This window comes from Microbacterium sp. LWH3-1.2 (assembly GCF_040675855.1).
GTDB lineage: Bacteria > Actinomycetota > Actinomycetes > Actinomycetales > Microbacteriaceae > Microbacterium.
In genome coordinates, this window is the sequence record NZ_JBEGIK010000001.1 from 946,320 (window position 1) to 971,401 (window position 25,082).

The 25,082-nt window shown below is 71.2% G+C and carries 23 protein-coding genes; 11 read left to right on the forward strand and 12 right to left on the reverse strand.

Annotated features, from left to right (window positions below):
• Positions 1 to 23 precede the first annotated feature (23 nt).
• Genes MRBLWH3_RS04505 through MRBLWH3_RS04525 form a run of 5 tightly spaced genes read left to right on the forward strand, consistent with a single transcriptional unit; the run spans position 24 to position 6,029 of the window.
• Positions 24 to 1,121 (forward strand): acetamidase/formamidase family protein, encoded by a 1,098-nt coding sequence (locus tag MRBLWH3_RS04505; RefSeq protein ID WP_363429102.1) that lies wholly within the window; start codon positions 24 to 26, stop codon positions 1,119 to 1,121.
• Entirely contained in the window at positions 1,114 to 2,739 is a 1,626-nt protein-coding gene (locus tag MRBLWH3_RS04510; protein ID WP_363429104.1) for an AtzH-like domain-containing protein, read from the forward strand. Before MRBLWH3_RS04505 ends, MRBLWH3_RS04510 begins: the two co-directional genes overlap by 8 nt.
• Positions 2,736 to 3,968 (forward strand): pyridoxal-phosphate-dependent aminotransferase family protein, encoded by a 1,233-nt coding sequence (locus MRBLWH3_RS04515; RefSeq protein WP_363429106.1) that lies wholly within the window; start codon positions 2,736 to 2,738, stop codon positions 3,966 to 3,968. Before MRBLWH3_RS04510 ends, MRBLWH3_RS04515 begins: the two co-directional genes overlap by 4 nt.
• Entirely contained in the window at positions 3,968 to 5,284 is a 1,317-nt protein-coding gene (locus MRBLWH3_RS04520) for a Zn-dependent hydrolase (RefSeq protein ID WP_363429108.1), read from the forward strand. The genes MRBLWH3_RS04515 and MRBLWH3_RS04520 overlap by 1 nt, the downstream gene beginning before the upstream one ends.
• A 55-nt stretch (positions 5,285 to 5,339) precedes the next feature.
• Positions 5,340 to 6,029, forward strand: coding sequence for a YoaK family protein (locus tag MRBLWH3_RS04525; protein ID WP_363429109.1), 690 nt, complete (start codon positions 5,340 to 5,342; stop codon positions 6,027 to 6,029).
• A 34-nt stretch (positions 6,030 to 6,063) separates the two neighbouring features.
• On the opposite strand, the gene MRBLWH3_RS04530 is transcribed toward MRBLWH3_RS04525, so the two are convergent.
• From MRBLWH3_RS04530 to MRBLWH3_RS04570, 9 genes are all read right to left on the reverse strand, one after another.
• Entirely contained in the window at positions 6,064 to 6,681 is a 618-nt protein-coding gene (locus MRBLWH3_RS04530; protein ID WP_363429111.1) for a TIGR00730 family Rossman fold protein, read from the reverse strand.
• 73 nt (positions 6,682 to 6,754) lie between these two features.
• Entirely contained in the window at positions 6,755 to 7,615 is an 861-nt protein-coding gene (locus MRBLWH3_RS04535; RefSeq protein WP_363429113.1) for an ABC transporter permease, read from the reverse strand.
• Positions 7,612 to 8,421, reverse strand: coding sequence for an ABC transporter permease (locus MRBLWH3_RS04540; protein ID WP_363429115.1), 810 nt, complete (start codon positions 8,419 to 8,421; stop codon positions 7,612 to 7,614). Before MRBLWH3_RS04540 ends, MRBLWH3_RS04535 begins: the two co-directional genes overlap by 4 nt.
• Positions 8,421 to 9,290, reverse strand: a complete 870-nt coding sequence (locus MRBLWH3_RS04545) for an ABC transporter ATP-binding protein (RefSeq protein WP_363429117.1) — start codon at positions 9,288 to 9,290, stop codon at positions 8,421 to 8,423. Before MRBLWH3_RS04545 ends, MRBLWH3_RS04540 begins: the two co-directional genes overlap by 1 nt.
• A gap of 22 nt (positions 9,291 to 9,312) precedes the next feature.
• The gene (locus tag MRBLWH3_RS04550) at positions 9,313 to 10,434 is read right to left on the reverse strand and encodes an ABC transporter substrate-binding protein (protein WP_363429119.1); all 1,122 of its coding nucleotides are present in this window, start codon (positions 10,432 to 10,434) and stop codon (positions 9,313 to 9,315) included.
• Positions 10,435 to 10,596: 162 nt separating this feature from the next.
• Complete coding sequence (locus MRBLWH3_RS04555) at positions 10,597 to 13,350, reverse strand: molybdopterin-dependent oxidoreductase (RefSeq protein ID WP_363429121.1); 2,754 nt, start codon at positions 13,348 to 13,350, stop codon at positions 10,597 to 10,599.
• Positions 13,347 to 14,189, reverse strand: coding sequence for an FAD binding domain-containing protein (locus MRBLWH3_RS04560; protein ID WP_363429123.1), 843 nt, complete (start codon positions 14,187 to 14,189; stop codon positions 13,347 to 13,349). Before MRBLWH3_RS04560 ends, MRBLWH3_RS04555 begins: the two co-directional genes overlap by 4 nt.
• A gap of 10 nt (positions 14,190 to 14,199) precedes the next feature.
• On the reverse strand, positions 14,200 to 15,558 hold the full coding sequence (locus MRBLWH3_RS04565; protein WP_363429125.1) for an 8-oxoguanine deaminase: 1,359 nt from the start codon (positions 15,556 to 15,558) through the stop codon (positions 14,200 to 14,202).
• A complete protein-coding gene (locus MRBLWH3_RS04570; RefSeq protein ID WP_363429127.1) occupies positions 15,555 to 16,730 on the reverse strand; it encodes an XdhC family protein in 1,176 nt (391 codons plus the stop codon). Before MRBLWH3_RS04570 ends, MRBLWH3_RS04565 begins: the two co-directional genes overlap by 4 nt.
• A gap of 88 nt (positions 16,731 to 16,818) precedes the next feature.
• Between MRBLWH3_RS04570 and MRBLWH3_RS04575 the strand changes: the two genes are divergently transcribed.
• A complete protein-coding gene (locus MRBLWH3_RS04575) occupies positions 16,819 to 17,373 on the forward strand; it encodes a nucleotidyltransferase family protein (RefSeq protein WP_363429129.1) in 555 nt (184 codons plus the stop codon).
• A 20-nt stretch (positions 17,374 to 17,393) separates the two neighbouring features.
• Here MRBLWH3_RS04575 and MRBLWH3_RS04580 read toward each other — a convergent pair whose 3' ends face one another.
• Positions 17,394 to 18,326, reverse strand: coding sequence for a 2-hydroxyacid dehydrogenase (locus MRBLWH3_RS04580; protein ID WP_363429131.1), 933 nt, complete (start codon positions 18,324 to 18,326; stop codon positions 17,394 to 17,396).
• 104 nt (positions 18,327 to 18,430) lie between these two features.
• Here MRBLWH3_RS04580 and MRBLWH3_RS04585 point away from each other — a divergent pair, with 104 nt between their 5' ends.
• Positions 18,431 to 18,862: a DUF1761 domain-containing protein gene (locus tag MRBLWH3_RS04585; protein WP_363429133.1), complete on the forward strand. Its 432-nt coding sequence runs from the start codon at positions 18,431 to 18,433 to the stop codon at positions 18,860 to 18,862.
• Between the two features lie 18 nt (positions 18,863 to 18,880).
• On the opposite strand, the gene purQ is transcribed toward MRBLWH3_RS04585, so the two are convergent.
• A complete protein-coding gene (gene purQ, locus MRBLWH3_RS04590) occupies positions 18,881 to 19,588 on the reverse strand; it encodes a phosphoribosylformylglycinamidine synthase subunit PurQ (protein WP_363429135.1) in 708 nt (235 codons plus the stop codon).
• The gene (gene purS / locus MRBLWH3_RS04595) at positions 19,585 to 19,833 is read right to left on the reverse strand and encodes a phosphoribosylformylglycinamidine synthase subunit PurS (protein ID WP_363429137.1); all 249 of its coding nucleotides are present in this window, start codon (positions 19,831 to 19,833) and stop codon (positions 19,585 to 19,587) included. The genes purQ and purS overlap by 4 nt, the downstream gene beginning before the upstream one ends.
• A gap of 346 nt (positions 19,834 to 20,179) precedes the next feature.
• On the opposite strand from purS, the gene MRBLWH3_RS04600 reads away from it, so the two are divergent.
• From MRBLWH3_RS04600 to MRBLWH3_RS04615, 4 genes are all read left to right on the forward strand, one after another.
• Entirely contained in the window at positions 20,180 to 21,421 is a 1,242-nt protein-coding gene (locus tag MRBLWH3_RS04600) for an ABC transporter substrate-binding protein (protein ID WP_363429139.1), read from the forward strand.
• Positions 21,422 to 21,555: 134 nt separating this feature from the next.
• A complete protein-coding gene (locus tag MRBLWH3_RS04605) occupies positions 21,556 to 22,584 on the forward strand; it encodes a carbohydrate ABC transporter permease (RefSeq protein ID WP_363429141.1) in 1,029 nt (342 codons plus the stop codon).
• Positions 22,581 to 23,489 carry a carbohydrate ABC transporter permease gene (locus tag MRBLWH3_RS04610; RefSeq protein WP_363429143.1) on the forward strand — a complete coding sequence of 303 codons (909 nt, stop codon included), beginning with the start codon at positions 22,581 to 22,583 and terminating at the stop codon, positions 23,487 to 23,489. Before MRBLWH3_RS04605 ends, MRBLWH3_RS04610 begins: the two co-directional genes overlap by 4 nt.
• Before the next feature lie 67 nt (positions 23,490 to 23,556).
• Positions 23,557 to 25,035 (forward strand): glycoside hydrolase family 1 protein, encoded by a 1,479-nt coding sequence (locus tag MRBLWH3_RS04615; protein ID WP_363429145.1) that lies wholly within the window; start codon positions 23,557 to 23,559, stop codon positions 25,033 to 25,035.
• Positions 25,036 to 25,082: the final 47 nt, after the last annotated feature.

Consider the following 25,082-nt stretch of genomic DNA (forward strand, 5'->3'; position numbering starts at 1 on the left):
CGGCATTCGAGTTGACTGGAGCCGTGCACACCCCCTTCCTCGTTCTGCAACCGCACACCGGGTCCACCCCCGGCGACCACTACCTTCCGGCGACGCCCGCGACGGTGATGTGGGGTCGGCTGCCCTGTCGGGCGGATGCCGCAGCCCTCACGATCGCGCCGGGTGAGACCGTCACGATCGACACGGTGAGCCACGAGGGCATCCTCGAGGACCAGGGCAAGGATCCGCTGGCGTTCTTCGGAGCACACGGGGTGGACCCGGCATCCGTGCTGGAGGACGCCGTGGAGATCGCCGCAGCGCTCGCACGCGACCCGGCGGCCGACGGACCCCATGTCGTCACGGGCCCGATCCACGTCGCCGGCGCGGCCCCGGGAGACCTGCTGAAGATCACCGTGGAACAGCTCGACCCCCGCGTTCCCTACGGCGTCATCTCGAACCGTCACGGCAAGGGCGCGCTGCCGGCCGAGCTGCCCCGTGGCAATGCGAACGTCAGCGTCTTCGCCCCCGTCGAGCACCGCGACACCGGGCTGGTCGGCGTGCTGCCGCTCGTCGACGGGGGCGATCGGGTCGTGGAGTTCCCGCTCGCGCCGTTCCTCGGCACCATGGGTGTAGCCGTCGACTCCGACGACCGGCCGCACTCGGTGCCGCCCGGCGAGCACGGCGGCAACATCGACATCAAGCTGCTCGTCGAGGGCGCCGTGCTCTACCTCCCGGTGCAGGTCGAGGGGGCGCTCGCGTACGTCGGCGACCCGCACTTCGCGCAGGGGGACGGCGAGGTCGCGCTCACCGCGCTCGAAGCATCGCTGCGTGCCACGCTGCGGTTCGACGTGGTGCCGCGCGCCGAGGCGCTCGCTGCGTTCGGCGAGCTCGCCGGGCCGCTCGTGCACACCGGCGAGTACCTCGTGCCGACCGGGCTCGACCCCGACCTCGGCGAGGCGATGCGCAAGGCGGTCCGCGCGGCGCTCGCCCTCCTGCAGGCCCGGTACGGCATGGACGAGCACCTCGCCTACGCCTACCTCTCCGCGGCGACCGACTTCGACATCTCCCAGGTCGTCGACATCGTCTGCGGTGTTCATGCGCGGATCCGCGAGGCCGACTTCGAGGGGGTGAGCCGTGGCTGAGGCATCGGTCCCCGCCGATCTGCTCGCGGCGTTCGAGCGTTACGAGGCGGCGATCGTCGCCGACGACATCGCGGTGCTCGACCACACCTTCGCCCCGGGGCCCGAGACCCTGCGCGGCGATGGGGCGGGTCTGCTCGTCGGCCACGACGCCATCTCGGCCTTCCGGGGCACGCGGGGCGGGGTCGCGCCGCGCACGATCGAGCGCATCGAGTACCGGCCGGTAGGGACGGATGCTGCGCTCCTGGTGTCCGTCTCGCGCTACGCCGGCGGCGGGCGCGGCCTGCAGACGCAGCTGTGGCAGCGGATCGACGGCGCATGGCGCATCACCGCGGCCCACGTCACCCCGCGGGCGCAGCCGCTCGACCGCACCGTCTGGCGCACCGTCGGCGACCCCCTCTTCCAGGGCGCGTGGGAGGGACCCCTGGCGGGGCTCACGGTCGCCGTCAAAGACCTCTTCGCCATCAAGGGCTACCGGATCGGCGCGGGCAACCCGGTCTACCTCGACAGCGCCCGTCGCGAGACGACCACCGCGCCCGCCGTCTCGGATCTGCTGCGCGGCGGAGCGTCGCTGCGCGGCATCGCCCGCACCGACGAGTTCGCGTACTCCATCGCGGGCGACAACGCGCACTACGGCACGCCGCCGAACGGCGCCCTCCCCGGGGCCCTCCCCGGCGGATCGTCGAGCGGGCCGGCCACTGCCGTCGCGACCGGTCAGGCCGATATCGGCCTTGCGACAGACACTGCCGGATCGGTGCGCGTTCCCGCGTCGTACCAGGGGCTGTGGGGTCTGCGGACGACCCACGGGCTGGTCCCTCGCCAGGGGATGCTGCCGCTCGCGCAGTCGTTCGACACGGTGGGGTGGCTCACCCGCGACGGCGACACGCTCCAGCGCGTGGCCGACTGGTGCCTGAGCTACGACGGGACGGACGCATCGGCGGCGACCGACGAGGACGATCCCGGCCGCGGGAGGTGGGGCGAGTCGGGCGAAGACCTGCCATGGCGGTTCGCCGTGCCCGAGGAGGCGCTCGACGCGGCGGAGCCGACGACACGCGACGCATTCGACACGCTGCTCGGCGCCCTCGCCGCAGACTCGGATGCCCCGGCGATCGAGCGCGTGTCGCTGGGCGACCTCGACGACTACCTCGTCCCGTTCCGCACCGTGCAGGCGGCCGAGGCGTGGCGCAACAACGGCGCCTGGCTGCAAGCCCACCCCGGAGCGGTCGGCCCCGCCGTCGCCGAGCGGTTCCGCGCCGCCGCCGCGGTGACCGCCGACGACGAGGCATCCGCTCGCTCGCTCCTCGCCCCGCTCCGCGACCTCGTGCGCGACCGGGTGCGCAGTGCCGTGCTGCTGCTTCCGACGGCACCCGGTGCGGCGCCCGCGCGGGGGCTCGCCGGCGAACGGATCGACGCCCTGCGCACCGCGACCCTGCGCATGACGACGCCGGCGGCGGTGGCGGGCCTTCCAGCGGTGTCGGCACCGCTGCTCACCGTGCCGTCTGCGCTGGGGCCCGCGCCGGTGGGCGCCTGCCTCGTGTCGCGCGAGGGCACCGACATCGCGCTGGTGCGCCTCGCGCGACGGCTCGCCGACCGACTTTCCGCCTCTGGAGTGAACCGATGACCCTTTTCCCCGGCCCGATCGACCCGCCCGCCCGCCTGCTGATGGGCCCGGGGCCGATCTCGGCGTATCCCAGCGTGCTGCGGGCGATGTCCGCACCGCTCGTGGGGCAGTACGACCCGTTCATGACGGCGACGATGGCCGAGACGCAGCAGCTGTACCGGGGCGTGTGGGGCACCGCGAACGACGCGACGCTGCTGATCGACGGCACGTCGCGCGCCGGGATCGAGGCGGCGCTGATCTCGCTGATCCGGCCCGGGGACCGCGTCCTGGTGCCTGTGTTCGGCAGGTTCGGGCACCTGCTCGCCGAGATCGCCGAGCGGGCGCTGGCCGAGGTGCACACGATCGAGACCGCGTGGGGGCAGGTCTTCCCGGTGTCGGTGATCGAAGAGGCCATCGTGCGGGTGAAGCCGACGCTGCTCGCCCTCGTGCAGGGCGACACGTCGACGACGATGAACCAGCCGTTGGACGAGTTGGGCGCCGTGTGCGCGAAGCACGGCGTGCTGTTCTACACCGACGCCACGGCGTCGCTCGGCGGCAACGCGTTCGAGGCCGACGAATGGGGAGTGGATGCCGCGACCGCCGGCCTGCAGAAGTGCCTGGGCGGTCCGTCGGGGTCGGCGCCGATCACGCTGTCGCCCAGCGCCGTCGAGGTGGTGCGGTCACGGGCGCGCATCGAGGCGGGCATCCGGGAGGACGGGGACGCGTCGGCGTCCGACTTCGTGCGCTCGAACTACTTCGACCTGGGCATGATCCTCGACTACTGGGGGCCGCGACGCCTCAACCACCACACCGAGGCGACCTCGATGCTCTACGCCGCGCGGGAGTGCGCGCGGGTGCTGCTGGAGGAGGGCCGCGACGCCGTCATCGAGCGACACCGGGTCGCCGGGGCGGCAATGCTCGCCGGCGTGCAGGGACTCGGCCTCGAGGTGTTCGGCGACCTGGGGCACAAGATGAACAACGTCGTCGCGGTCGAGATCCCTGTCGGGGTGCCGGGCGACGCCGCGCGGGCCGCGCTGCTCGAGGACTTCGGCATCGAGATCGGCACGTCGTTCGGCCCGCTGCACGGGCGGGTATGGCGCATCGGCACGATGGGCTACAACGCCCGCGAGGACGCGGTCCTCACCACCCTCGCCGCCCTCGAAGCCGTGCTCAGGCGCTTCGGCGCGACGGTTCCGGCGGGCGGCGGGACGGATGCCGCGACCGACGTCTACCGGGCGCCGCGCGCGTGATGTCCCTCCTGGCCGGCATCGACCGCGACCGCATCGCGGTCGCCGCGCGCCGCGTGATGGCGCGCTGCGACGAGTTGGCGCGCATCTCGGCGACGCCGGGATCGATCGAGCGGGTCTACCTCTCGCCCGAGCACGCGCGCGTCAACCGGCTCGCCGCCGAGTGGATGCGTGAGGTCGGCATGACCACCCGGCAGGACGCGGTGGGCAACCAGCTCGGCCGCATCGATCGCGCGGCGGCGGGGGGCGCGCCGGATCCCGGCGCCCCGGCGCTGCTGCTCGGCTCGCACCTCGACACCGTGCCCGACGCCGGTCGGTTCGACGGGATCGTGGGGGTGCTGATGGCCCTCGAGGTGGTGCGGCTGCTGCGGTCGCCCGCACCCCGGGGCGAGGCATCCGCCGTTGCGCTGCCCTTCGCGCTCGAGATCGTCGCGTTCTCGGACGAGGAGGGCACCCGGTTCGGCAAGGCGCTGCTCGGCTCGTCGGCGGTGGCGGGGCAGTGGAACGACGACTGGTGGGCCCTGACGGATGCCGACGGCACGACGCTGCGCGAGGCGTTCCTGGAGTTCGGCCTCGACCCCGGACGCGTGGCCGAGGCCGCGCGTCGCCCCGACGAGCTGGTCGGCTACCTCGAGGCGCACATCGAGCAGGGGCCCGAGCTCGACGACCGGGGCGAGTCGCTCGCGGTGGTGTCGTCCATCGCGTCGGCGCGGCGGTTCCAGCTCACGGTCGAGGGCGAGGCGCGGCACGCCGGGGGTACGCCGTACGACCGGCGGCGCGACGCGCTGCTCGGCGCGTCGGAGGCGGCGCTCGCCGTCGAGCGCATCTGCCGCGGCGAGCACCACATCATCGGCACCGTCGGCCAGCTCGAGGCGTACCCCGGCGCCGTCAACGTCGTGGCCGGCGAGGCCCGCCTGTCGCTCGACCTGCGCGGCGAGTTCGACGGTGAGCGCGACCGGGTGTGGCTCGCGATCGAGCGCGAGCTCGACGAGATCATGGGGCGCCGGGGGCTGCGCTGGCGCGCCCGCGAGGTGCACAGCGCACCGGCCGTCTTCTGCGAGCCGCTGCTGCAGGACGTCGTGCGAGAGGGCATCGCGTCGACGCTGCCCGCCGGTGCGGACGACCCGGCGGTGATCTTCAGCCGCGCCGGACACGACGGGATGGCCATCGGCGCGCTGACCGGAGTCGGCATGCTGTTCCTGCGCAACCCCGACGGCATCAGCCACCACCCCGACGAGGCCGTGTCGGCGGGCGACGTCGCCCGCGGCATCCAGGCGCTCGCCGAGTCTGTGCTGCAGCTCGCCGCCGACCGCGCGTGACATCGACGCGGCGGCGGCAGGATGCCGCGGCCAAAGGGAAGGGATCGAGGAGTTCATGAGAGCGATGTGGGGCAGGCAGGAGCCGGAGAGGGTCGAGCTGTGGTGCATGCTCGCGCTGACATTCTCGACGGGTGTGATCGACGCAGCGGGGTACCTCGGGCTCGACCGCGTCTTCACGGGCAACATGACCGGCAACGTCGTGATCCTCGGAATGGGTCTCGCAGGCGCCGACGACCTGCCGGTGCTCGGGCCGATCGTCGCGCTCATCGCGTTCATCGCCGGTGCGGCGGTCGCGGGAAGGGCCGGCCGGGGCACGACGTCCGGATGGTCGGGTCGTACGAGCCTGCTGCTGCTCCTCGTGACGATCGCACTTCTCGTCGCCGCCGGTCTGGGCGCCGCACGCGAGAGCATCGATGTCATCGATCACAACGTGCTCACCGCGCTGCTCGGACTCGCCATGGGGGTCCAGGCGGGCGCCGCACGCGCGGTGGGCGCGAAGGACGTCACCACGGTCGTCGTCACCTCGACGTTGGTGGGCCTCGTCTACGACTCGCGGCTTGCAGGCGGCAACGGCGGCAGTCCCTGGCCCCGCCGGCTCCTGTCGGTCGTGCTGATCGGCCTGGGCGCGTGGTCGGGTGCCCACCTGGTCGACATCCACTTCTCGTGGAGCGTGCTCCTGGCCGCGGTGGTCACGGCGATCGTCGTGATCGCCGGCGAGGTTCACCGGCGGGCGCGCGCGGCCTGATCCGGCGATCGACTCGGAAGCGGATGCTCGATCGTCAGGGGCGGAGCGGAATCGACAGCGCGCCGGTCATCTCAGCGCCGGGAGAGGCCTCCGAACGCACGGGCGGCACGTAGTCGCGGAGCCGCGCGAGAGCTTCATCGGGCTCGGAGGCCACCACGAGCATGTCGGTGTAGCGCGGATGGGTGAAGCCGCGGTCGCGCATGTTCGCGACGAACGCCAGCAACGGGTCGAAGTAGCCGGCGATGTTGAGCACGCCGACCGGCTTCTCATGGATGCCCAGCTGCGCCCACGTCCACTGCTCCGTCAGCTCCTCGAGCGTCCCTGGACCGCCCGGCAGGGCGAGGAAGGCATCCGCGCGGTCGGCCATGATCGTCTTGCGCTCGTGCATGGTGTCGACGAGCACCAGTTCGCTGATCTCATGGTGCGCGTCCTCGCGCGCCTGAAGCGCCCGCGGGATCACGCCCGTGACGTGAGCTCCGGCCTGCAGCGCCCCATCGGCGACAGTGCCCATGAGACCGACGTGCCCGCCGCCGTACACGAGGTTCATTCCTGCGCGTCCGATCGCCTCGCCGACCGCTCGGGCCGCCCGCGCATAGACCGGGTCGCTGCCGGGGGACGAACCGCAGAAGACCGTGATCGTGAAGCGTTCCATGAACCGACGCTAGGTGGTGGGTGTTTCCATGCCGTGACAGCGCGGGAACATCCGCCGATCATCCTCCTGTGCGTCAGCGGGCGGAGGTGGTCATGCCCATGCGGGCGAGCACGATGTTCTCGGCGACCTGGACGACGTTGTAGAGCAGCAGCGTCACGATCGTGATCAGGGCGACCGATGCCCACAGCTCGTCGAAGCGGGCCGAAGCGCTGAACTTCTGGATCATGCCGCCGATGCCCTGACCCGTCGACAGCCACTCGGCCAGAAGCGCACCGGTCACAGCGCCCGGCACCGACACCCGGGCGGCGGCGAACAGCGACGGGAGCGCACCCGGCACGTTGACCTTGCGCAGCTGTGTGGCCCGGCCGCCGCCGTAGACGTGGACGAGGTCCAGGCTCTCATTCGACGCGCGGCTCAGGCCGAACATGATCGAGGCCAGGGCGGGGAAGAGCACCACGATCGAGCCGATGACGGCGACGGATGCGGGAGTCCCGCGACCGGTGATCAGGATGATGACCGGGGCGATCGCGACCAGCGGCACCGAGCGCAGGAGCAGCGCGAGCGGCATGACGCCCATCTCGACCGACCGCGACAGCGAGAACGCGAGGGCGAGCACGATCGCCACGAGCATGCCCACGACGAAGCCGATCGCGGCATCGGCGAGGGTCTGCCCCAGGAGCGGCATCATCTCGGCCCGGTTCTCGGCGGCTTCGGGCGACGTGAAGAAGAACTCCCACACGTCTGCCGGGCCCTTGGCCACGTACGGCGATATGCCGGTGAGGTTCACCACCGCCCACCACAGGGCGAGCACGATGACGAACGTGAGGAGCGCGTTGAGGAGCGACCGGCCGACCGCGCGCGAGATCGCGGTGGCGCGCTTGGCCGTGTGCGGGGCCGCCTCGAGGGGCATGGCGGCGGGAGCGGTGGCGGTCATGCGGCCACCGCCTTGCCTGACACCCAAGGGGTCACCGCGCGCGCGATGAGGCCGACGAGCGCGTACCCGATGAGGGCGACGACCGCCGAGAGCAGGAACACCGCCCACACCCGCGCCGAGTCCAGGTCGCCCTGCAGTCGGATCAGCGTGATGCCGACGCCGCGGTCGGTGCCGCCCATGTACTCGCCGAGGATCGCGCCGAGGAACGCGGACGGCACAGCGATCTGCAGCGCGTTGAGGATCGCGGGAAGAGCGGCGATCAGGCGCACCTTGCGCAGCTGTGTGAAGCGTGAGCCACCATAGACGCGTACGACGTCGAGGCTCGCCCTGTCGGAGGAGCGGAAGCCCAGCAGCGCGCCGACCACGGTCGTGAAGAAGACCGCGAGTGCTGCCAGGAAGATCGCGGTGGCGCTCGGGTCGCCGGCGCGCTTGGCCCCGCCGAGCACGACGATCGCGATGCCGCCGACCGCGACCACCGGCAGGCAGTAGCTCACCACGGCGATCTGCACGACGATCGTCTCGATACGGGGCAGCAGCAGCACGGTCGCCGCGATGAGCAGGGCCAGCCCGTTGCCCCACGCGTAGCCGATCGCGGCCTCGGTGATCGTCACCTGGAACACCGACCAGTACGCGGCGAGCCCGTCCTGCCAGATGGTCTGGAACACGACGAACGGGGAGGGTACGGGCGTGAACGTCGTTCCCGGCGGCGGCTGGAACACCGTGACCGAGAACAGCCACCACGCGGCGACGAGCGCCGCCGCGCCGATGAGCCCCGCGAGCCAGCCCGGGAGGGTGCGCCCGCGCATCAGGACTCCGCGGCCGCGCGGCCGTCGGCGCCGAAGAGCAGCTCCGACGCTCGGTCGACGAGCTCGTGGAACTCGGGCGAACGCTGCAGGTCGGGCGTGCGGGGGTGGGGCAGGTCGACCTCGATGATCTCCTTGATGCGCCCGGGTCGCGGCGACATCACGGCCACGCGGTCCGAGAGGAAGATCGCCTCCGAGATGCCGTGGGTCACCAGCAGCGTCGTGGCGGGCTTCTCGGTCCAGATGCGCAGCAGCTCGAGGTTCAGGTTCTGGCGCGTCATGTCGTCCAGCGCGCCGAACGGCTCGTCGAGCAGCAGCACGGACGGCTTGAGGGCGAGCGCGCGGGCGATCGACACGCGCTGGCGCATGCCGCCCGAGAGCTGCGCGGGCTTGGCCTTCTCGAACCCCTTCAGCCCGACGAGCGCGATGAGCTCGTCGATGTAGGCCTTGTCGGGGCGGCGACCGGCGATCTCGAAGACCAGCCTGATGTTCGTGAGCACGCTCCGCCAGGGCAGCAGCGCGTGGTCCTGGAACGCGATGCCCAGCTCGCTGTCGCGGCGCAGCTGAGCCGGGGTCTTGCCGTCGACGTAGACCTCGCCGGTGGTGGGTGTCTCGAGGTCGGCGAGGATGCGGAGGATCGTCGACTTGCCGCAGCCCGAGGGGCCGAGGAGGGCGAGGAATGACCCCTTGTCGGTGTGCAGGTGGGTGTCCTGCAGGGCCGTGACGGTTCCGCCGCGGCCGGTCTGGAACGTCTTGCTCAGCCCGTCGATGCGGATGCCGGAGCCCTGCGGTGACGGGGCCGGCGACGCCGGCGAGGTCTCCCCCGCCGGCGACGCGGTGGCCGCGGCATCCGTGATGTCGGTCTCGGTCATGATGAAGGCAGCCGTTACCGGACTACGGCAGATAGTCCTTGAGCTCGGGGTTCTCCTCGTAGATCTCGTCGATGATGGTGGTGTCGAAGAGGTCGTCGATGGAGACATCCCAGCCGGCGGCGGCGAGTGAGGCGATGGTCTGCTCCTTGAGCTCGTCCGAGATCGTGAAGAGGCCGTTGGCCTCCGTCTCCTCCGTCGAGATCAGCAGCTTCTCGGCCTCGAGGCCGAGGGCGGTCTTCTCGGGATCCAGGGCGCCGAAGACCGCCTCGAGTCCGTCCTCCGACTCCGCGGCCGCCTGGTTGTAGTACTGCTCGATGAGGCTCACGGTGTCGTCGGTCGACTCCGTGAAGACGTCCGTCCAGCCCTTGATCTCAGCGATGAGGAACGCCTTGAGCAGTTCCTTGTTCTCGGCAAGGTACTGGTCGGTCACGCTGAACGTCTCTGCGACGTAGGGGACGCCGTTCTCGGCGTACGAGAGGTTGGTGATCTCGTAGCCGGCGAGCTCGACCGTGAGCGCCTCGTTCGTCAGGTAGGCCATGAAGCCGTCGACCTCGCCGTTCATGAGCGGCGTCGGGTCGAAGTCGACGGGCACGACCGTGACGTCGGCGGGGTCGATGCCGTTGGCGTTGAGCAGTGCGGCGAACACCGAGGCGTTCGAGTCCTGCACGCCGATCGTCTTGCCGACGAGGTCGTCGGGAGTCATGATGTCGGCGCCGTCGGCCAGCGAGAGGATCGTGAACGGGTTCTTCTGGAAGGTCGCGCCGATGATCTTGAGCGGTGCGTCCTCTTCCGCGATCGCGGCGCCGAGTGACGCGGCGTCGCTCAGGGCGACCTGGACGGTACCGGACAGGAGCTTGGCGACGCCCGTGTCGGGGCCCGAGATGCCGATGACCTCGTCGAAGCCGGCCTCGTCGTAGTAGCCGTTCTCGTAGGCGTAGAACTCGCCGGCGAACTCCTCGTTCTTGATCCACGAGTACTGGACGCTGATCTCGCCGAACGAGGCCCCCTCGTCGCCGCCCTCGGTCGAGCCGGGTGCGGCGGTGCCGCCCGAGGCGCAGCCGGCGAAGACGAGGGCGGAGGCGATGAGCGCCGCTGCGCCGGCGGCGAGACGGCCGCGCCGCCCCATGTTGCTGTGTCGTGCCATCGGGTGTGGCTTCCCTTCATGCGGTGTGGGCACAGTGATGTGATCACGCCGACGCTAGGCCTGGCGCGTTTCAGCCGGTGCGTCAGGGTGTTTCGGCGGTGTGACAGGTGGTTCCGGATGCCGCGGACAGCGGCATCCGGTCTCGCCGGAGTCGGCCGGGAGTCAGTGCTCGTCGATCCCGTGGATCAGCCGCCAGACCCGCTCGCGGGTGAAGGGCTGGCGGAACGGGCGACGGCCGACCGCGCGCGCGATCGCATTGCCGACGGCGGCGGCCACGGGGTTGTACGGCGATTCGCTCATCGACTTCGCCCCGAACGGCCCGACCGTGTCGGAGGTGTCGGCGAAGAGCACCTCCGTGACGGGGATGTCACCGAACTGCGGCACCCGGTACTGCCGGAACGCCGGGTTGGCGACGGCGCCGTCGGGGCCGATCAACACCTCCTCGTAGAGCGCGCTGCCGAGCCCCTGCGCTGCGCCGCCTTCGACCTGGCCCCGCACCTGCGCGGGGTTCATGAGGTACCCGGCGTCGGCGGCCTGCACCGACTGCAGCACCCGCACGACGCCGGTCTCAGGGTCGACGGCCACGCGGACCGCGTGGACGTTGAACGACAGGCTGCGTTCGTCGCCGTGCTCGCTGCCACGACCCACGAGTCCCGCGAGGGTCCGCTGCTCGGCGGGGGCAGCATCCACGATCTCGTCGAACGTGACGAGGCGCTCGCCGATCTGCACGCCGCGGGCGGCGAGCTCGGGCTCGACGCCCTCGGGCGAGCCCGCGACGGCATATGCCGTCGCAAGCATGCGACCTCGCAGCTCGGTGCACGCCGCTGTCAGGGCCTTTCCTGCACCGGTGACCCCAGCCGACGCGAACGCCCCGGTGTCGTGGGCGACCAGGTCGGTGTCGGCGGTACGCAGCACGATGCGCTCGGGCTCGGCGTCGAGCACGGTCGCCGCGATCTGCCGCAGCACGGTGCTCGTGCCGTTGCCGAACTCGGCGGTGCCGGCCGCAGCGACGATGACGCCGTCGGGCCGCAGCGTCGCGACGGTGTGGGCGTGGTGCCCGCCGGGGGCCATGGCGGCGATGAACGACAGTGCCATCCCCTCAGCGACGAGCCATCCCTCCGGCGCCTCGACGCCGTTGCCGCGTTGCAGCGCGGCCTGGGCGTCGTCGAGGCACTGGTCGAGGCCGTAACTGCCCCAGACGAGGTCTTCGTCGTGCTCGTCGCGCACCGTGAGGAGCGGATCTCCCTCGCGCACGGCGTTGAGGCGCCGAAGGTCGAACGGGTCGATCTGGAGCTTCTCGGCGAGCATGTCCATCGCGGACTCGACACCGAGGATCACCTGCCCCAGCCCGTACCCGCGGAATGCGCCCGACGGCACCGTGTTCGTGTAGACGACCTCCGCGTCGACGCGCTTCACGGGGCTCCGGTAGACGTTGATCGACTCGGCGCACCCGTGGAACATGACGCCGATGCCGTGGTTGCCGTACGCGCCGGTGTCGCTCAGCACGTCGAGCTTCACGGCGGTGAGGACGCCGCCCGCCGTTGCCCCGAGTGTCACCGTCACGCGGAACGGATGCCGCACCGACGCGCGGCGGAACTGGTCGGCGCGCGAGAACTCGTACGCGACCCGGCGGCCGGTGCGCAGCACGGCGAGGGCGACGAGGTCTTCGGTGAACATCTCCTGCTTGCCCCCGAACCCGCCCCCGACCCGGGCGGCGAACACACGGATGCGCTCGCGGGGGAGGTGGAACAGCCGCGACAGCTCGTTGCGCACCAGGAAGGGCACCTGCGTGCTCGACCGCACGACCAGCCGGCCCTCGTCGTCGAGCCAGCCGATCGCGCCGTGCGTCTCGAGCTGGGCGTGCGCCACGCGGCTCGTGCGCCACGTGCCCGAGACCGTCACGGCGCTCGCCGCGAGCGCGGCGTCCGCGTCGCCGCCGATGCCGTCATGCAGGGTTGCGATGACATTGCGGTGCGCCTCGGCGACGCGGTCCTGCGGTCGCCGGTCAGGATGGATCAGCGGTGCACCCGGCCTGCGCGCCTCTTCGGGATCGAACACCGCCGGCAGAACCTCGTAGGTCACATCGATCAGGCGGCAGGCGGCATCCGCGATCTCGGCCGTCTCGGCGACGACGGCGGCCACCCGCTGCCCCACGAACCGAACGACGTCGTCGAGCAGACGCGTGTCGTCGGGGTCGTCCTCGCGGAGCTCGTGCCGCGCCGTCGAGTACCGCCGTGCAGTGACGTTCTCGTGGGTGAAGACCGCGACGACCCCGGGCAGGGCGCGGGCCGCGGCGGCGTCGATGCTCGTGACGCGCGCGTGCGCGTGCGGCGAGCCGACCACCCGCAGCACGAGCGCGCCGGCGAGGTCGGTGTCGAACGTATACGGCTCGAGGCCCTGCACGAGCCGCCGCCCCGGTTCGGGCCGCGCGGATTCTCCCACGCGGAGCTCTCCGACGTCCGGGGCAGCCCCGGTCTCGCGCACGGGGCCGAGCACCGACTCGAGGGCCTCGCGGATCGGGCGGTACCCGGTGCAGCGGCACAGGTTGCCCTTCATGCGGCGATCGAGGTCGGGGAGGTCGCCGGCGCACAGCGTCGACGCCGTCACGGCCATGCCCGGCGTGCAGAAGCCGCACTGGAACCCGAAGTGCTCGATCAGCGCTTCCTGCACCGGGTGGAGGCGGTCGCCGGACGCGAGACCGGCCGCGGTCGTCACCGAGACTCCTTCGGCGCGAACGGCGGGCACGATGCAGGAGTGCATCGGAACGCCGTCCACGAGCACCGAGCAGGCGCCGCAGTCTCCCGCGTCGCACCCCTTCTTCACCTCGTGGTGCCCGCTCTCGCGCAGCAGCGTGCGCAGGCACTGGCCGGCCCGGGGCTCGACGTCGACGGGCGAGCCGTTGACCTCGAGTCTCACGCCGCGCGCTCCAGGTCCGTCAGCAGCTCCGAGCGGATCCGCTCGCCGAGCACCACGCTGACGCCGCGCCGCCAGTCGGCCGCACCCAACGGGTCCGAGTAGTAGCCCGCGGCGCCTGAGATCGCCGCGGCGAGGGTCGCGGCATCCGGGATCCCCGCGAAGCGGAGCACCGTCGGACGCTCCGTCGCAGCCGTCACCACGATCACGCAGGAGCCGTCCTCGTCGAGCCGCCCCGACACCACGGCGCCCGACCGGCCGTGCTCGGCGAGGGCGATCTTGCGCAGTGCCGTGCGCGCCCGCAGCGCGGTGGCCGGCACGTCGATCGCACGCAGCACCTCGCTGGGCGCGAGCGCGTTCTCGCCGTTGCCTGTCACCAGGTCGGCGACCGCGACCCGGTACGCCGAGCCGTCGGCGCGCCACACCTCGGCGATTCCGTCGAGCGTCACGACGAGTGCCGTCATCGATCCGGCGGCGAACGCGCGGCACACGTTCCCTCCGACCGTGGCGGTGTTCCACACCTTGAACGAGGCGAGCAGCGCGTGGGCGGCAGGGGGAATGACGGATGCTGCCGCCCATCGCTCCGGCACACGTAGGGATGCGCGACCCTGAGCCCACGCGACGAGTTCGGCGATCGTGCAGGTCGCGCCGATCCGCAGGCCTGCGCCCGTGATCTCGAGCGCCGGCCATGCCATCGACGTGAGGTCGACGAACCCCGTCGTGTCGGGCTGGGGCTCGCTCATGAGCCACGTGCCGCCCGCGATGAACGTCTCGCCGGGAGCGAGTACGAGGTCGTCGCGCGTGCGCGCCCGCCGGAACGAGGTGACCGAGGTGATGTCCACGCGTGCCTCGTCAGAGCCGCTCGGCGAGGGTGACGGATGCCGAGGCCACCGCGCGAGCGAGACGGTCCTCGTCGGCGGTGACGAGCGTCGCGTCCTCGACGACGACGCGTCCGCCGACATACAGGCGCTTCAGCGGCGGCAGCGCGCCGAGCCCGAGGGCGGCGACCGGATCGAGGATGCCGGCATGCTCGATCCGGTCGACCTGCCACACCGCGATGTCGGCGAGCTTGCCGGCCTCGAGCGATCCGATCTCCCGCTCCCGGCCGAGTACGCGTGCTCCGCCCATCGTGGCCATGCGCAGACCGTCGCGCACGCTCATCGAGTCCGATCCGGTGCGCAGGCGCCCCATGAGCACAGCCTCCCGGATCTCGACGCCCAGCTGCCCCGACTCGTTGGACGCGGCGCCGTCCACCCCGAGTCCCACGGGGGCTCCGGCATCCAGCAGCGCCCGCACCGGTGCGATCCCCGCTCCCAGCCGCCCGTTCGACGAGGGACAGTGGGCGACGCCCGTGCCCGTCGCCGCGTAACGCGCGATCGCCGGTTCATCGAGGTGCACCGCGTGCGCCATCCACACGTCGTCGCGGAGCCACCCGAGATCCTCGAGATACTGCGTCGGAGTGCGGCCGAAGTGCTCGGCGCAGTACGCGTCCTCCTCGACGGTCTCCGACGCGTGCGTGTGCAACCGCACCCCCAGCGACCGCGCCAGCGTCGCCGACTCCCGCAGCAGGTCCGCGGTCACCGAGAACGGCGAACAGGGTGCGATCGCGACGCGGACCATCGCGTCGAACGCCGGGTCGTGGTACCGCTCGACCGCCTCGTGCGACGCCGTGAGCGCAGCATCCGTCGTCTCCACCGCCGAGTCCGGCGGCAGCCCGCCCTGCGAGACGCCCAGGTCCATCGACCCGCGCGTCGCGTGCAGCCGGACACCCACCGTCGAGGCGGCGTCGACGATCGCGCCGACGATGTCGCCGGATCCTCGTGGGAAGACGTAGTGGTGGTCGCCGACGGTCGTGCAGCCCGACCGGGCGAGCACGGCCATCGCCCCGGCGGCGGCCACGCCGGTGAGGTCGGCGTCGATACGCGACCAGAGCGGATACAGCGCCGTCAGCCAGTCGAAGAGGATCGCGTCCTGCGCGTAGCCGCGCGTGAGCCACTGGTACAGGTGGTGGTGGGTGTTGATGAGGCCCGGGGTGACGAGGCAGCCGCGCGCGTCGACGAGCTCGGCGCCGTCTCGCAGCGTGGGATCCGCCGGCCCCGCCCCCACCGCGGCGATGCGTCCGTCCTCGATCACGACATGCCCGTCGCGATGCTCGGTGCCTGCGGCGTCGACCGTGGCGACGTGCGCGTGCTCGATGATCGTGCGGGTCATGAGGCTCCTGCCGATGAGACCGGTGAAGGGACGACGGATGCTGCGCACGACCCCGCGGCGACATCGACGCGCGCGGCGGGGGAGACGTCGACATCGACGGCGGCCGGGTCTGCGGCGGTCGACGGACGCCGGTGGAGCGGGCCCGACCGATCCCGCAACGCGACCGCCGAACCGCCGTGACGAGCCGCGATGATCTCGGCGAGCACCGACACCGCGGTCTCCTCCGGCGTCGAGCCGCCGAGGTCGAGTCCGAGCGGCGCGTGCACGCGGGCGAGGGCGCCCTCCCCGAGGCCGCGCTCCCGCAGCAGCGTTGCGCGGCGCCCGACGGTCGCCCGCGCGCCCATCGCCCCGACGAAGCCGACGGGCAACGCGAGCGCAGCCTGGAGCGAGGGCACGTCCACGCGCTCGTCGTGCGTCAGGACGCAGATCGCGGTACGGGCGTCGAGCTTCTCCGGGTCGAGCCCGGCGAGGTAGTCCTGCGGCAGCCCGGCCACGAGCCGCACCGCGTCGGGGAACCGCTCGCGTGTCACGAGCGTCGACCACACGTCGCACACCTCCACGGCGAAACCGGCCGCGGTCGCCACGCGGCAGAGCACCGCCGCGTGCTCGCCCGCCCCGAGAAGGATGAGCCGCGGGCGCGGTGCCGACGAGATCGCCAGGACGTCGTGCCCCGCGTACGCACCGGGCAGGACGAGCGAGTCGCGTCTCCCGATCGCCGGAGCCAGGGTGTCGGCGGCGACAGCGAGGCGCAGCATCCGTTCGTCCATCGTCTCGCCCGCGTGAGGGCCCGACAGCGCCACCCCGACCGTCACCCCGCGTCCGGCGATGGCCGCCTCGAGAGACTCGATGACGGGGCCTTCCGCACGGACCGGATAGGAGACGACGTCGACGCTGCCGCCGCACGCGAGTCCGGCGGCGTGGGCGGCGTCGTCCGAGAACCCCAGGCGCGTGGTCTGCGGGCGGCCGGTGAGGCGGGACTGGTGGGCGAGCAGCACGGCGTCTCCCTCGACGCATCCGCCCGAGATCGAGCCGATGACGCGACCGTCCGCCGTCACCGCCATCGTCGCGCCGGGGCCTCGCGGCGCGCTGCGCGCGACCCGCGTGACCGTGACCGCGCCGAGCGGGACCTGCGACCGCAGCAGCGGCAGCAGATCCCGGGCGAGTTCGAGCATGCGGTCACGCTAGGCGCGCGATGTTTCGCGCGGGCTACGCTCAGGAAACGCCCCGCGCTCCGCGGGCCCGGGTGACAGGGGGAGCCGGATGCGAGTGTGCGGTATCGTGCTCGCGGCGGGAGCCGGCAGCCGGTACGGCCGTCCGAAGGGTCTCGTACGATCGCCCGACGGAAGCCCGTGGGTCGCGCGGGCGACCGCCATGCTGCGCGCGGGAGGGTGCGACGAGGTCGTCGTCGTGGTCGGTGCGCGGGGCCGCGAGGTGGCGCTGCTCGCCCCCGACGACGCACGGGTGGTCGTCGCGCCCGACTGGGCCGTCGGGCTGTCGGCGGCGCTCCGCGCGGGGCTCGAGGCGGTGGCCGACGGCGACGTCGCGGTCGTCACGCCGGTGGATACTCCGGATGCTGCGCCGCAGGCGGTCGCGCGGGTGCTCAGCTTCCTCGGGCCGGTGCCGCGGGACGGCCTGGCCCAGGCGGTGTACGGCGGGCGTCCGGGTCACCCGGTCGCGATCGGGGCGAACCACCTGCCGTCGATGATCCGCAGCCTCACCGGCGACCGCGGTGCGCGCGCGTACCTGGCCGGGCACGGCGCCGTGGAGGTCGAGTGCGCCGACCTGTGGTCGGGCGCCGACATCGACGTTCGGTGACAGCGGGCACCGAGCGCGGTTCAGCCGCCGAGCACGACGTTGATCGGCGGCTCGCCGGCGGCGAGACGCTCGATCTGTGTGCGCACCAGCTTCGCGACCCGGGGGCGCATCGCGCTCGACGCGCCGCCGACGTGCGGGGCGATGAGTACGCCGGGAAGACCCCACAGCGCGTGCCCCTGGGGGAGCGGCTCGGGGTCGGTGACGTCGAGGGCGGCGCGGATGCGTCCGCGGCGCACGTGGTCGACGAGCGCATCGGTGTCGACCAGGGTGCCGCGGCCGACGTTCACGATGAGCGCGCCGTCGGGCAGCGCCGACAGGAACGCGTCGTCGACGAGGCCCTGCGTGGCCTCGCCTCCGGGCAGCGTGAGGATCACGATCTCGGCGTGGGGGAGGAGCTCGGGCAGCTCGTCGATGCCGTGCACCGCAACGCCGTCCTCGTCCCGGGCGCGCGATGCGACGGGGGTGAGCTCGACCTCGAAGGGCTGCAGTCGCGCCGCGACGGCCTTGCCGACGCCGCCGTAGCCGAGCAGCAGCACGCGCCGATCGGCGAGACTCTCGGCGAACACGGGGGCCCAGCGGCCGGCGGCGGTGTCCACCGCGAACGCGTCGATGTGCCGCTGCGCCGTGAGGGCGAGTCCCACGGCGAGCTCGGCCGTCGAGGTCTCGTGCACCGACGCCGCGTTGGCGAACACCAGCCCCGTGGGCAGGGCGTCGGCGACGCCGTCGTAGCCGATCGACTGACCCTGCACGAGCGCGACCTCGACGCCCTCGAGATGCTCGAGCACGCGGGCCGTGGACATGTACGGCGGCACCACGATGTCGAACCGGTCGCGCGGGGCCGCAGCATCCATCGGCCACACCACCAGTTCGACGTTGTCGGGCAGGGCTCCGAGATCCGCGGCGAGCTGCTCGGTGGGGACGCTGACGACGAGAATCCGGGTGTCTGTGCTCACCCGCTCCACGCTACCGGCGCGGTGCACCGCCGGTGTCATCGGGCGGCGCTACGCTCGCGTCGAGCGGCGACCGCGACCCCTGCGGCGCGCGGGAGGAGGCGGACGTGGTTCCCGAGATCAACTACTGGGCGGTGCTGATCGCGACGGCGTCGAGCATGGTCGTCGGCTCGATCTGGTACACGCCGAAGGTGTTCGGCACGCGCTGGGCGAAGCTCGCGAACGTCGACATGGACCGGCCCGGTGCCACCGCCGTGGTGCCGATCGTGGTGACCGTGATCGTCAGCTTCGTGACCGCGTGGGTGCTGGCGGGCGCCGCGTCGATCGCATGGCACTTCTACGGCGGCAGCTACCTGTGGGCGGCGCTCTTGACCGGCGTGATCCTCTGGGCAGGCTTCACCGCGGCCCGTTTCATCACGCACGACGCCTTCGAGGGACGGCCGTCGTCGCTCACCGTGCTCAACATCTCGCACGAGCTCGTGACGATCGTCGTGATGGCGCTCATCATCGGCGTGTGGCCGCCGTCCGGAACCGTGTAGCGGAACGGATGCTGCCTCTCAGGCGGCGGCGCCCACCACGGCGGCGACGGCCGACGTGAAGAACGACAGGCCGTCCACGCCCGACCGCATCGCGGCCGCGGTGTCGGGGCCGAAGCCGGGCTCGACGGCGTGCTCGGGGTGCGGCATGAGGCCCACCACGTTGCCGCGCTCGTTGACGATGCCGGCGATGTCGCGGAGCGACCCGTTCGGGTTGACGCCGAGGTAGCGGAAGGCGACGAGGCCCTCGCCCTCGAGGCGGTCGAGCTCGGACTCCGACGCGATGTAGCCGCCGTCGGCGTTCTTCAGTGGGATCACGATCTCCTGGCCGGAGGCGAAATCGCTGGTCCACGCGGTGTCGTTGTTCTCGACGCGCAGCTTCTGGTCGCGGCGGATGAACTGCTGGTGCGCGTTGCGGATGAGACCGCCCGGCAGCAGGTGCGCCTCGACGAGCATCTGGAAGCCGTTGCAGATGCCGAGGATCGGCATGCCCTTGGCCGCGGCATCCTTCACCTCCGCCATGATCGGCGCGAGCGCGGCGATGGCTCCGGCGCGCAGATAGTCGCCGTAGCTGAAGCCGCCCGGGAGGACCAGCGCATCCACGCCGTCGAGGTCGTGCGATCCGTGCCAGAGGGCGACCGCCTCGCCGCCGGCGATCTCGATCGCGCGCTGCGCGTCGCGGTCGTCGAGGGAGCCGGGGAAGGTGATGACTCCGATGCGGGCGGTCATTCGACGACCTCGATGCCGACGACGTCCTCGATCACCGAGTTCGAGAGGATCTCGTCGGCGATGCGCTGGGCCTCGGCGAGCACCTCGTCGGTGACCTCGCCGTCGACGGTGAGCTCGAACCGCTTGCCGATGCGGACGCCACTGAAGTCGGAGACGCCGAGACGGGCGAATGCACCGGAGACGGCCTTCCCCTGCGGGTCCAGAAGCTCGGCCTTGGGCATGACGTCGACGACGATGGTGGGCATGTGGATCCTCCTGGCGGCCGCAGGCCGCAGCTATCGGTCGTTGAGCGACGAGCGCAGCGAGGAGTCGAAACGCCGGATGTCGCGGGCAGGGGTCCCCTCCAGTCTACGGGCCCTCGCGCCCGGCGTTTCTCGGGGCCCGCGAAACCCCGTGACACAACCGTGATCGATCCGTGGGAGCGCTCCCTTGACTTCGTGGGAGCGATCCCATAGCGTTTCGTCTCGATCGATGGGAACGCTCCCACGACCATCATCCGGCACGGTTCCCTCCGCGCCGATCCTGCAACACACACGACCCTGACAACACAAAGGAGTGACAGTGAACGCACGCGCCTTCCGCAGAAGCGCCATGGTGATCGCCGCATTCTCGGCTTCGGCCATCGTCCTCGCCGGCTGCGCCGGCGGCAGCGGAGACGACGCCGGCGGCGAAGACGGCGAGATCACGCTGACCCTGGCCACGTTCAACGACTTCGGGTACGACGACGAACTCCTCCAGGAGTACATGGACGAGAACCCGAACATCAAGATCGTCCACAACAAGGCCGCCATCACCGACGACGCCCGCACGAACTTCTTCGCGAAGCTCGGCAAGGAGGGCCTCGCCGACATCGAAGCGGTCGAGGTCGACTGGTTCGCCGAGGCCATGCAGTACTCCGACCTGCTCGCAGAGGTGCCCGACAGCGCCAAGGGCCGCTGGGTCGAGTGGAAGGAAGCGGCCGCGACCGACGCCGACGGCCGCCTGGTCGGGTTCGGCACCGACATCGGTCCGCAGGCCGTCTGCTACCGCGCCGACCTGTTCGCCGCCGCGGGGCTGCCCTCGACACCCGACGAGGTCGCCTCGCAGATCGACGGCGACTGGAACACCTTCTTCGACCTGGCCGACCAGTACAAGGCCGCGACCGGCAAGCCGATGCTCGACTCTGCGAACTCCGCGTTCCAGGGCATCGTCAACCAGATCGAGTTCCCGTACGACGAGCCCGACGGCACCGTCGTCGCGACCGACAACCCCGACCTCGAGGCGGCCTACGACCTCGTCGTCGAGCGGGGCATCCCGAACTCGGCCTACTCGGGCCAGTGGTCGGACGACTGGAACGCGTCGATGGCCAACGGCGAGTTCGCCGCGATGCTGTGCCCGCCGTGGATGCTCGGCATCATCTCGGGCAACGCCCCCGAGGTCACCGGCTGGGAGATCGCGAACGCGTTCCCGAACGGCGGCGGCAACTGGGGTGGCTCGTACCTGACCGTCCCGGCCAACGGCAAGAATGTCGACGAGGCCCTCAAGCTCGCGGACTGGCTGACGGCTCCGGAGCAGCAGGAGAAGACGTTCGTGAACGTCGGCGCCTACCCGAGCGCACTGGACGCGCAGAGCGCGCCGTCGATCACCGACTCGACCAACGAGTACTTCGCCGACGCGCCCACGGGCACGATCTTCGCGGACCGCTCCGAGGCGATCACCGTCACCCCCTACAAGAGCGCGGACTACTTCAAGTACAACACCGCGCTGCAGGACGCCATCACCCGTGTCTTCGACGGCGTCGAGGACGCGCAGACGTCGTGGGACACGTACGTCGCCGAGGTCGAGGCCTTCTGATCAGGCCGACACCGACGATCCGATCCGCTTCCACGGACCAGGTCTGACAGCAGAAGCGGAGTGCGTGCGGGTCCCCCCGGCCCGCACGCGCTCCGCCTCCACGCCCACCCTCGACATCCGAATCGGAGCCACCGGTGACCACCACCGCCACCCGCACCACGGCATCCGGGCCGGCCGATCGGCCCGATCCGCAACGCCAGCCGCGCGTCCTCTCCTTCTCCCACAAGCTGAGCCGCTGGGACCTGAAGGTCTCGCCCTATCTCTACATCTCGCCGTTCTTCATCCTGTTCGCGATCGTCGGACTCTTCCCGATCGTCTACACGGCGGTGATCTCGTTCCAGGAATGGGACCTGGTCCGAGGCTCCGGCACCTTCGTCGGCCTCGACCAGTACATCTGGATCCTGTCCCAGGCGGACTTCTGGACCGCCCTGCGCAACACCTTCAGCATTTTCCTGCTGTCGTCGGTGCCGCAGCTCATCCTCGCGTTGTTCATCGCGGCGATGCTGGACAAGAACATCCGGTCCAAGACCTTCTGGCGGATGAGCGTCCTGCTCCCGTACGTCATGGCGCCGGTCGCCGTCGCGCTGATCTTCAGCAACATGTTCGGCGACAACCACGGTCTCGTGAACAACATCCTCGCCGGCATCGGCCTCGAGCCCATCATGTGGCACAAGGACCCGTTCTGGAGCCACGTCGCGATCGCGACGATGGTCAACTTCCGCTGGACCGGCTACAACGCGCTCATCCTGCTCGCCGCGATGCAGGCCGTGCCCCGGGAGTATTACGAGGCGGCGACCGTCGACGGTGCCGGCGCGTTCCGCCAGTTCTGGAACATCACGCTCCCGTCGCTCAAGCCGACCCTCATCTTCGTCATCATCACGTCGACGATCGGCGGCCTGCAGATCTTCGATGAGCCGCGCATGTTCGACACCTTCGGCCGCGGCGGCGCCGCGAACCAGTGGCTGACGATCACGCTGTACCTCTACAACATCGGCTGGGGCGAGTTCAACTTCGGCCGCGCCGCCGCACTGGCGTGGATCCTCTTCATCATCATCCTGGCGATCGGCCTCATCAACCTCGCCATCACCCGTGCCCTCGTGCGCGACGAGGGCGGCCGTGGAGTCATCCGACGACGCCGCCGCCGGAAGGGAGCCCAGCAGTGAGCGCCATCAGCACCCCGCCTCTCGCGGTCGTCGAGGAGAACCTCCCCAACGCGCGCCGGAGCCGCCGGACCACGAGGATCCGCGGCGTGCGCGCCGGGTTCTGGGTGTACATCGGTCTCGGGGTCGTCGTGGTCTCGGCGATCTTCCCCTACTACTGGTCGTTCCTGATCGGCTCGGGCGACGCCTCGACCATCAACGACCCGGACATGTCGTGGCTGCCCGGCGGCAACTTCATCGACAACGCGCTGAAGGTCATCAACGACCCGGCCGTCAACTTCTGGCTGGCGCTGTGGAACTCGATCTTCAGCTCCACCGTGATCGCAGCATCCGTCGTCCTGTTCTCGACGCTCGCAGGCTGGGCGTTCGCGAAGCTCCGCTTCCCGGGCGGCAAGTGGCTGCTGGCCTTCGTCGTCGCGACGATGGCGGTGCCGATGCAGCTCGGCGTCGTCCCCCTCTACCTCCTGTTCTCCGACCTCGGCTGGACGGGGCAGATCGGCGCGATCATCATCCCCGCCCTCACGAGCGCCTTCGGCGTGTTCTGGATGACGCAGTACCTGTCGCAAACCGTCCCGGACGAGCTGATCGAGGCGGCGCGCGTGGACGGGGCGAACATGATCCGCACGTTCTGGACCGTCGGCGTGCCCGCCGCGCGTCCCGCGGCGGCGATGCTGTTCCTCTTCACCTTCGTCGGCGCGTGGAACCAGTTCTTCTGGCCCTTCATCGTGCTCGACCGGCAGAGCCCGACCCTCCCGGTGGCGCTCTCGCTCCTGCAGTCGAACTATTTCGTCGATTACTCGGTCGTGCTCGCCGGCGTGCTCCTCGCCACCATTCCGCTGCTCATCGTCTTCGCCTTCACAGGCAGGCAGCTGGTCAGCGGGATCATGGCCGGCGCCGTCAAGGGCTAGGCCATCTTTCCCACCCTCCGCCTTCGGCATCCTGACACCGACGTTCCCCGAGAGGATCATTGACCTCATGACGACCGCGATCCCTCGCGCCTTCCCCCAGGACTTCCTGTTCGGCGCTGCGACCGCCGCCTTCCAGATCGAGGGCGCCGCCCACGAGGACGGCCGCCGCGACTCGATCTGGGACGCCTTCTGCCGCGTGCCGGGCGCCGTGATCAACGCCGACAACGGTGATGTGGCGTGCGACCACTACCACCGCTATCCCGGCGACGTCGCGCTGATGAAGGAGCTGGGCCTGCAGACGTACCGCTTCTCGACGTCGTGGTCGCGTGTGCGACCCGACGGCGGGGCGGTCAACCTGAAGGGCCTCGACTTCTACAAGGGACTGGTCGACGAGCTGCTCGGGGCCGACATCCTGCCCTGGCTGACGCTCTACCACTGGGATCTCCCGCAGGCGCTCCAGGAGAAGGGCGGCTGGGCGAACCGCGACACGGCGGACCTCTTCACCGAGTACGCCCTGACGATGCACGACGCGCTGGGCGACCGCGTGGACGTCTGGACGACGCTCAACGAGCCGTGGTGCTCCTCGTTCCTCAGCTACACGGCGGGGATCCACGCGCCGGGCCGCTACAGCGTGGAGGAGGGTGTGCTCGCCGCCCACCACCTCCTGCTCGGCCATGGCCAGGCCGTCCGCGAGCTGCGCGCACGCGACAAGTCGCTCAAGCTCGGCATCACGCTCAACCTCACGGTCGCCGAGCCGGTCGACGAGAGCGACCCGGCCGATGTCGACGCCGCACGCCGCATCGACGGGCAGTTCAACCGCTGGTTCCTCGACCCGATCTTCCGCGCGCAGTACCCGGCCGACATCGTCGAAGACATCCGCAAGGTGGATGCCGCGGCCATCGCCGCATGGGAGGCCGCGGTGCGCCCGGGCGACCTCGAGACCATCGCGACGCCGATCGACACGCTCGGCGTGAACTACTACCACGGCGAGTACGTGGGCGGACACGAGCCGGTGAACCCGCCGATCGGTGGCGACGCCCCGACCGACCGCCCCGGCCGTTCGCCGTTCCCCTCGCACGAGGGCATCTACTGGCATGAGCGCGGACTGCTCCGCACCCCGATGCAGTGGGAGGTGCAGCCCGAGGGGCTCACCACGCTCCTCGAAAGGGTGTGGAACGAATACGCCCAGCCGGCCGGCACGGTGCTGTACGTCACCGAGAACGGCGCCGCCTACGACGACGAGCTCGTCGTCGAGAGCGACGTGAAGCACGTGCACGACGCCGACCGCGTCGAGTTCCTGCGCGGGCACCTCGGTGCGATCCTCGACGCTGCCGAGGCCGGCGTCGACGTGCGCGGGTACTTCTACTGGTCGCTGCTCGACAACTTCGAGTGGGCGTGGGGGTACGAGAAGCGGTTCGGTATCGTACGCGTGGACTACGACACCCAGGAGCGCACGCCGAAGGACAGCGCGCTCGAGTACAGCCGCATCATCGGCGCCCGGGCGATCGACCTGGAGTCCGCGCGCGCGGCGACCCTCGCGTCGTAGCACTGCGCCACGGGATGTCTGCCGCGCAGTAGCATCCGGGGAGGAGG

Coding starts and splice junctions, on each gene's coding strand:
- MRBLWH3_RS04515 (WP_363429106.1), top strand. CDS start 2,736: ATGACCCTTTTCCCCGGCCCGATCGACCCGCCCGCCCGCCTGCTGATG.
- MRBLWH3_RS04520 (WP_363429108.1), top strand. CDS start 3,968: ATGTCCCTCCTGGCCGGCATCGACCGCGACCGCATCGCGGTCGCCGCG.
- MRBLWH3_RS04525 (WP_363429109.1), top strand. CDS start 5,340: ATGAGAGCGATGTGGGGCAGGCAGGAGCCGGAGAGGGTCGAGCTGTGG.
- MRBLWH3_RS04530 (WP_363429111.1), bottom strand. CDS start 6,681: ATGGAACGCTTCACGATCACGGTCTTCTGCGGTTCGTCCCCCGGCAGC.
- MRBLWH3_RS04535 (WP_363429113.1), bottom strand. CDS start 7,615: ATGACCGCCACCGCTCCCGCCGCCATGCCCCTCGAGGCGGCCCCGCAC.
- MRBLWH3_RS04540 (WP_363429115.1), bottom strand. CDS start 8,421: ATGCGCGGGCGCACCCTCCCGGGCTGGCTCGCGGGGCTCATCGGCGCG.
- MRBLWH3_RS04545 (WP_363429117.1), bottom strand. CDS start 9,290: ATGACCGAGACCGACATCACGGATGCCGCGGCCACCGCGTCGCCGGCG.
- MRBLWH3_RS04550 (WP_363429119.1), bottom strand. CDS start 10,434: ATGGCACGACACAGCAACATGGGGCGGCGCGGCCGTCTCGCCGCCGGC.
- MRBLWH3_RS04565 (WP_363429125.1), bottom strand. CDS start 15,558: ATGACCCGCACGATCATCGAGCACGCGCACGTCGCCACGGTCGACGCC.
- MRBLWH3_RS04570 (WP_363429127.1), bottom strand. CDS start 16,730: ATGCTCGAACTCGCCCGGGATCTGCTGCCGCTGCTGCGGTCGCAGGTC.
- MRBLWH3_RS04575 (WP_363429129.1), top strand. CDS start 16,819: ATGCGAGTGTGCGGTATCGTGCTCGCGGCGGGAGCCGGCAGCCGGTAC.
- purQ (WP_363429135.1), bottom strand. CDS start 19,588: ATGACCGCCCGCATCGGAGTCATCACCTTCCCCGGCTCCCTCGACGAC.
- purS (WP_363429137.1), bottom strand. CDS start 19,833: ATGCCCACCATCGTCGTCGACGTCATGCCCAAGGCCGAGCTTCTGGAC.
- MRBLWH3_RS04600 (WP_363429139.1), top strand. CDS start 20,180: ATGGTGATCGCCGCATTCTCGGCTTCGGCCATCGTCCTCGCCGGCTGC.
- MRBLWH3_RS04615 (WP_363429145.1), top strand. CDS start 23,557: ATGACGACCGCGATCCCTCGCGCCTTCCCCCAGGACTTCCTGTTCGGC.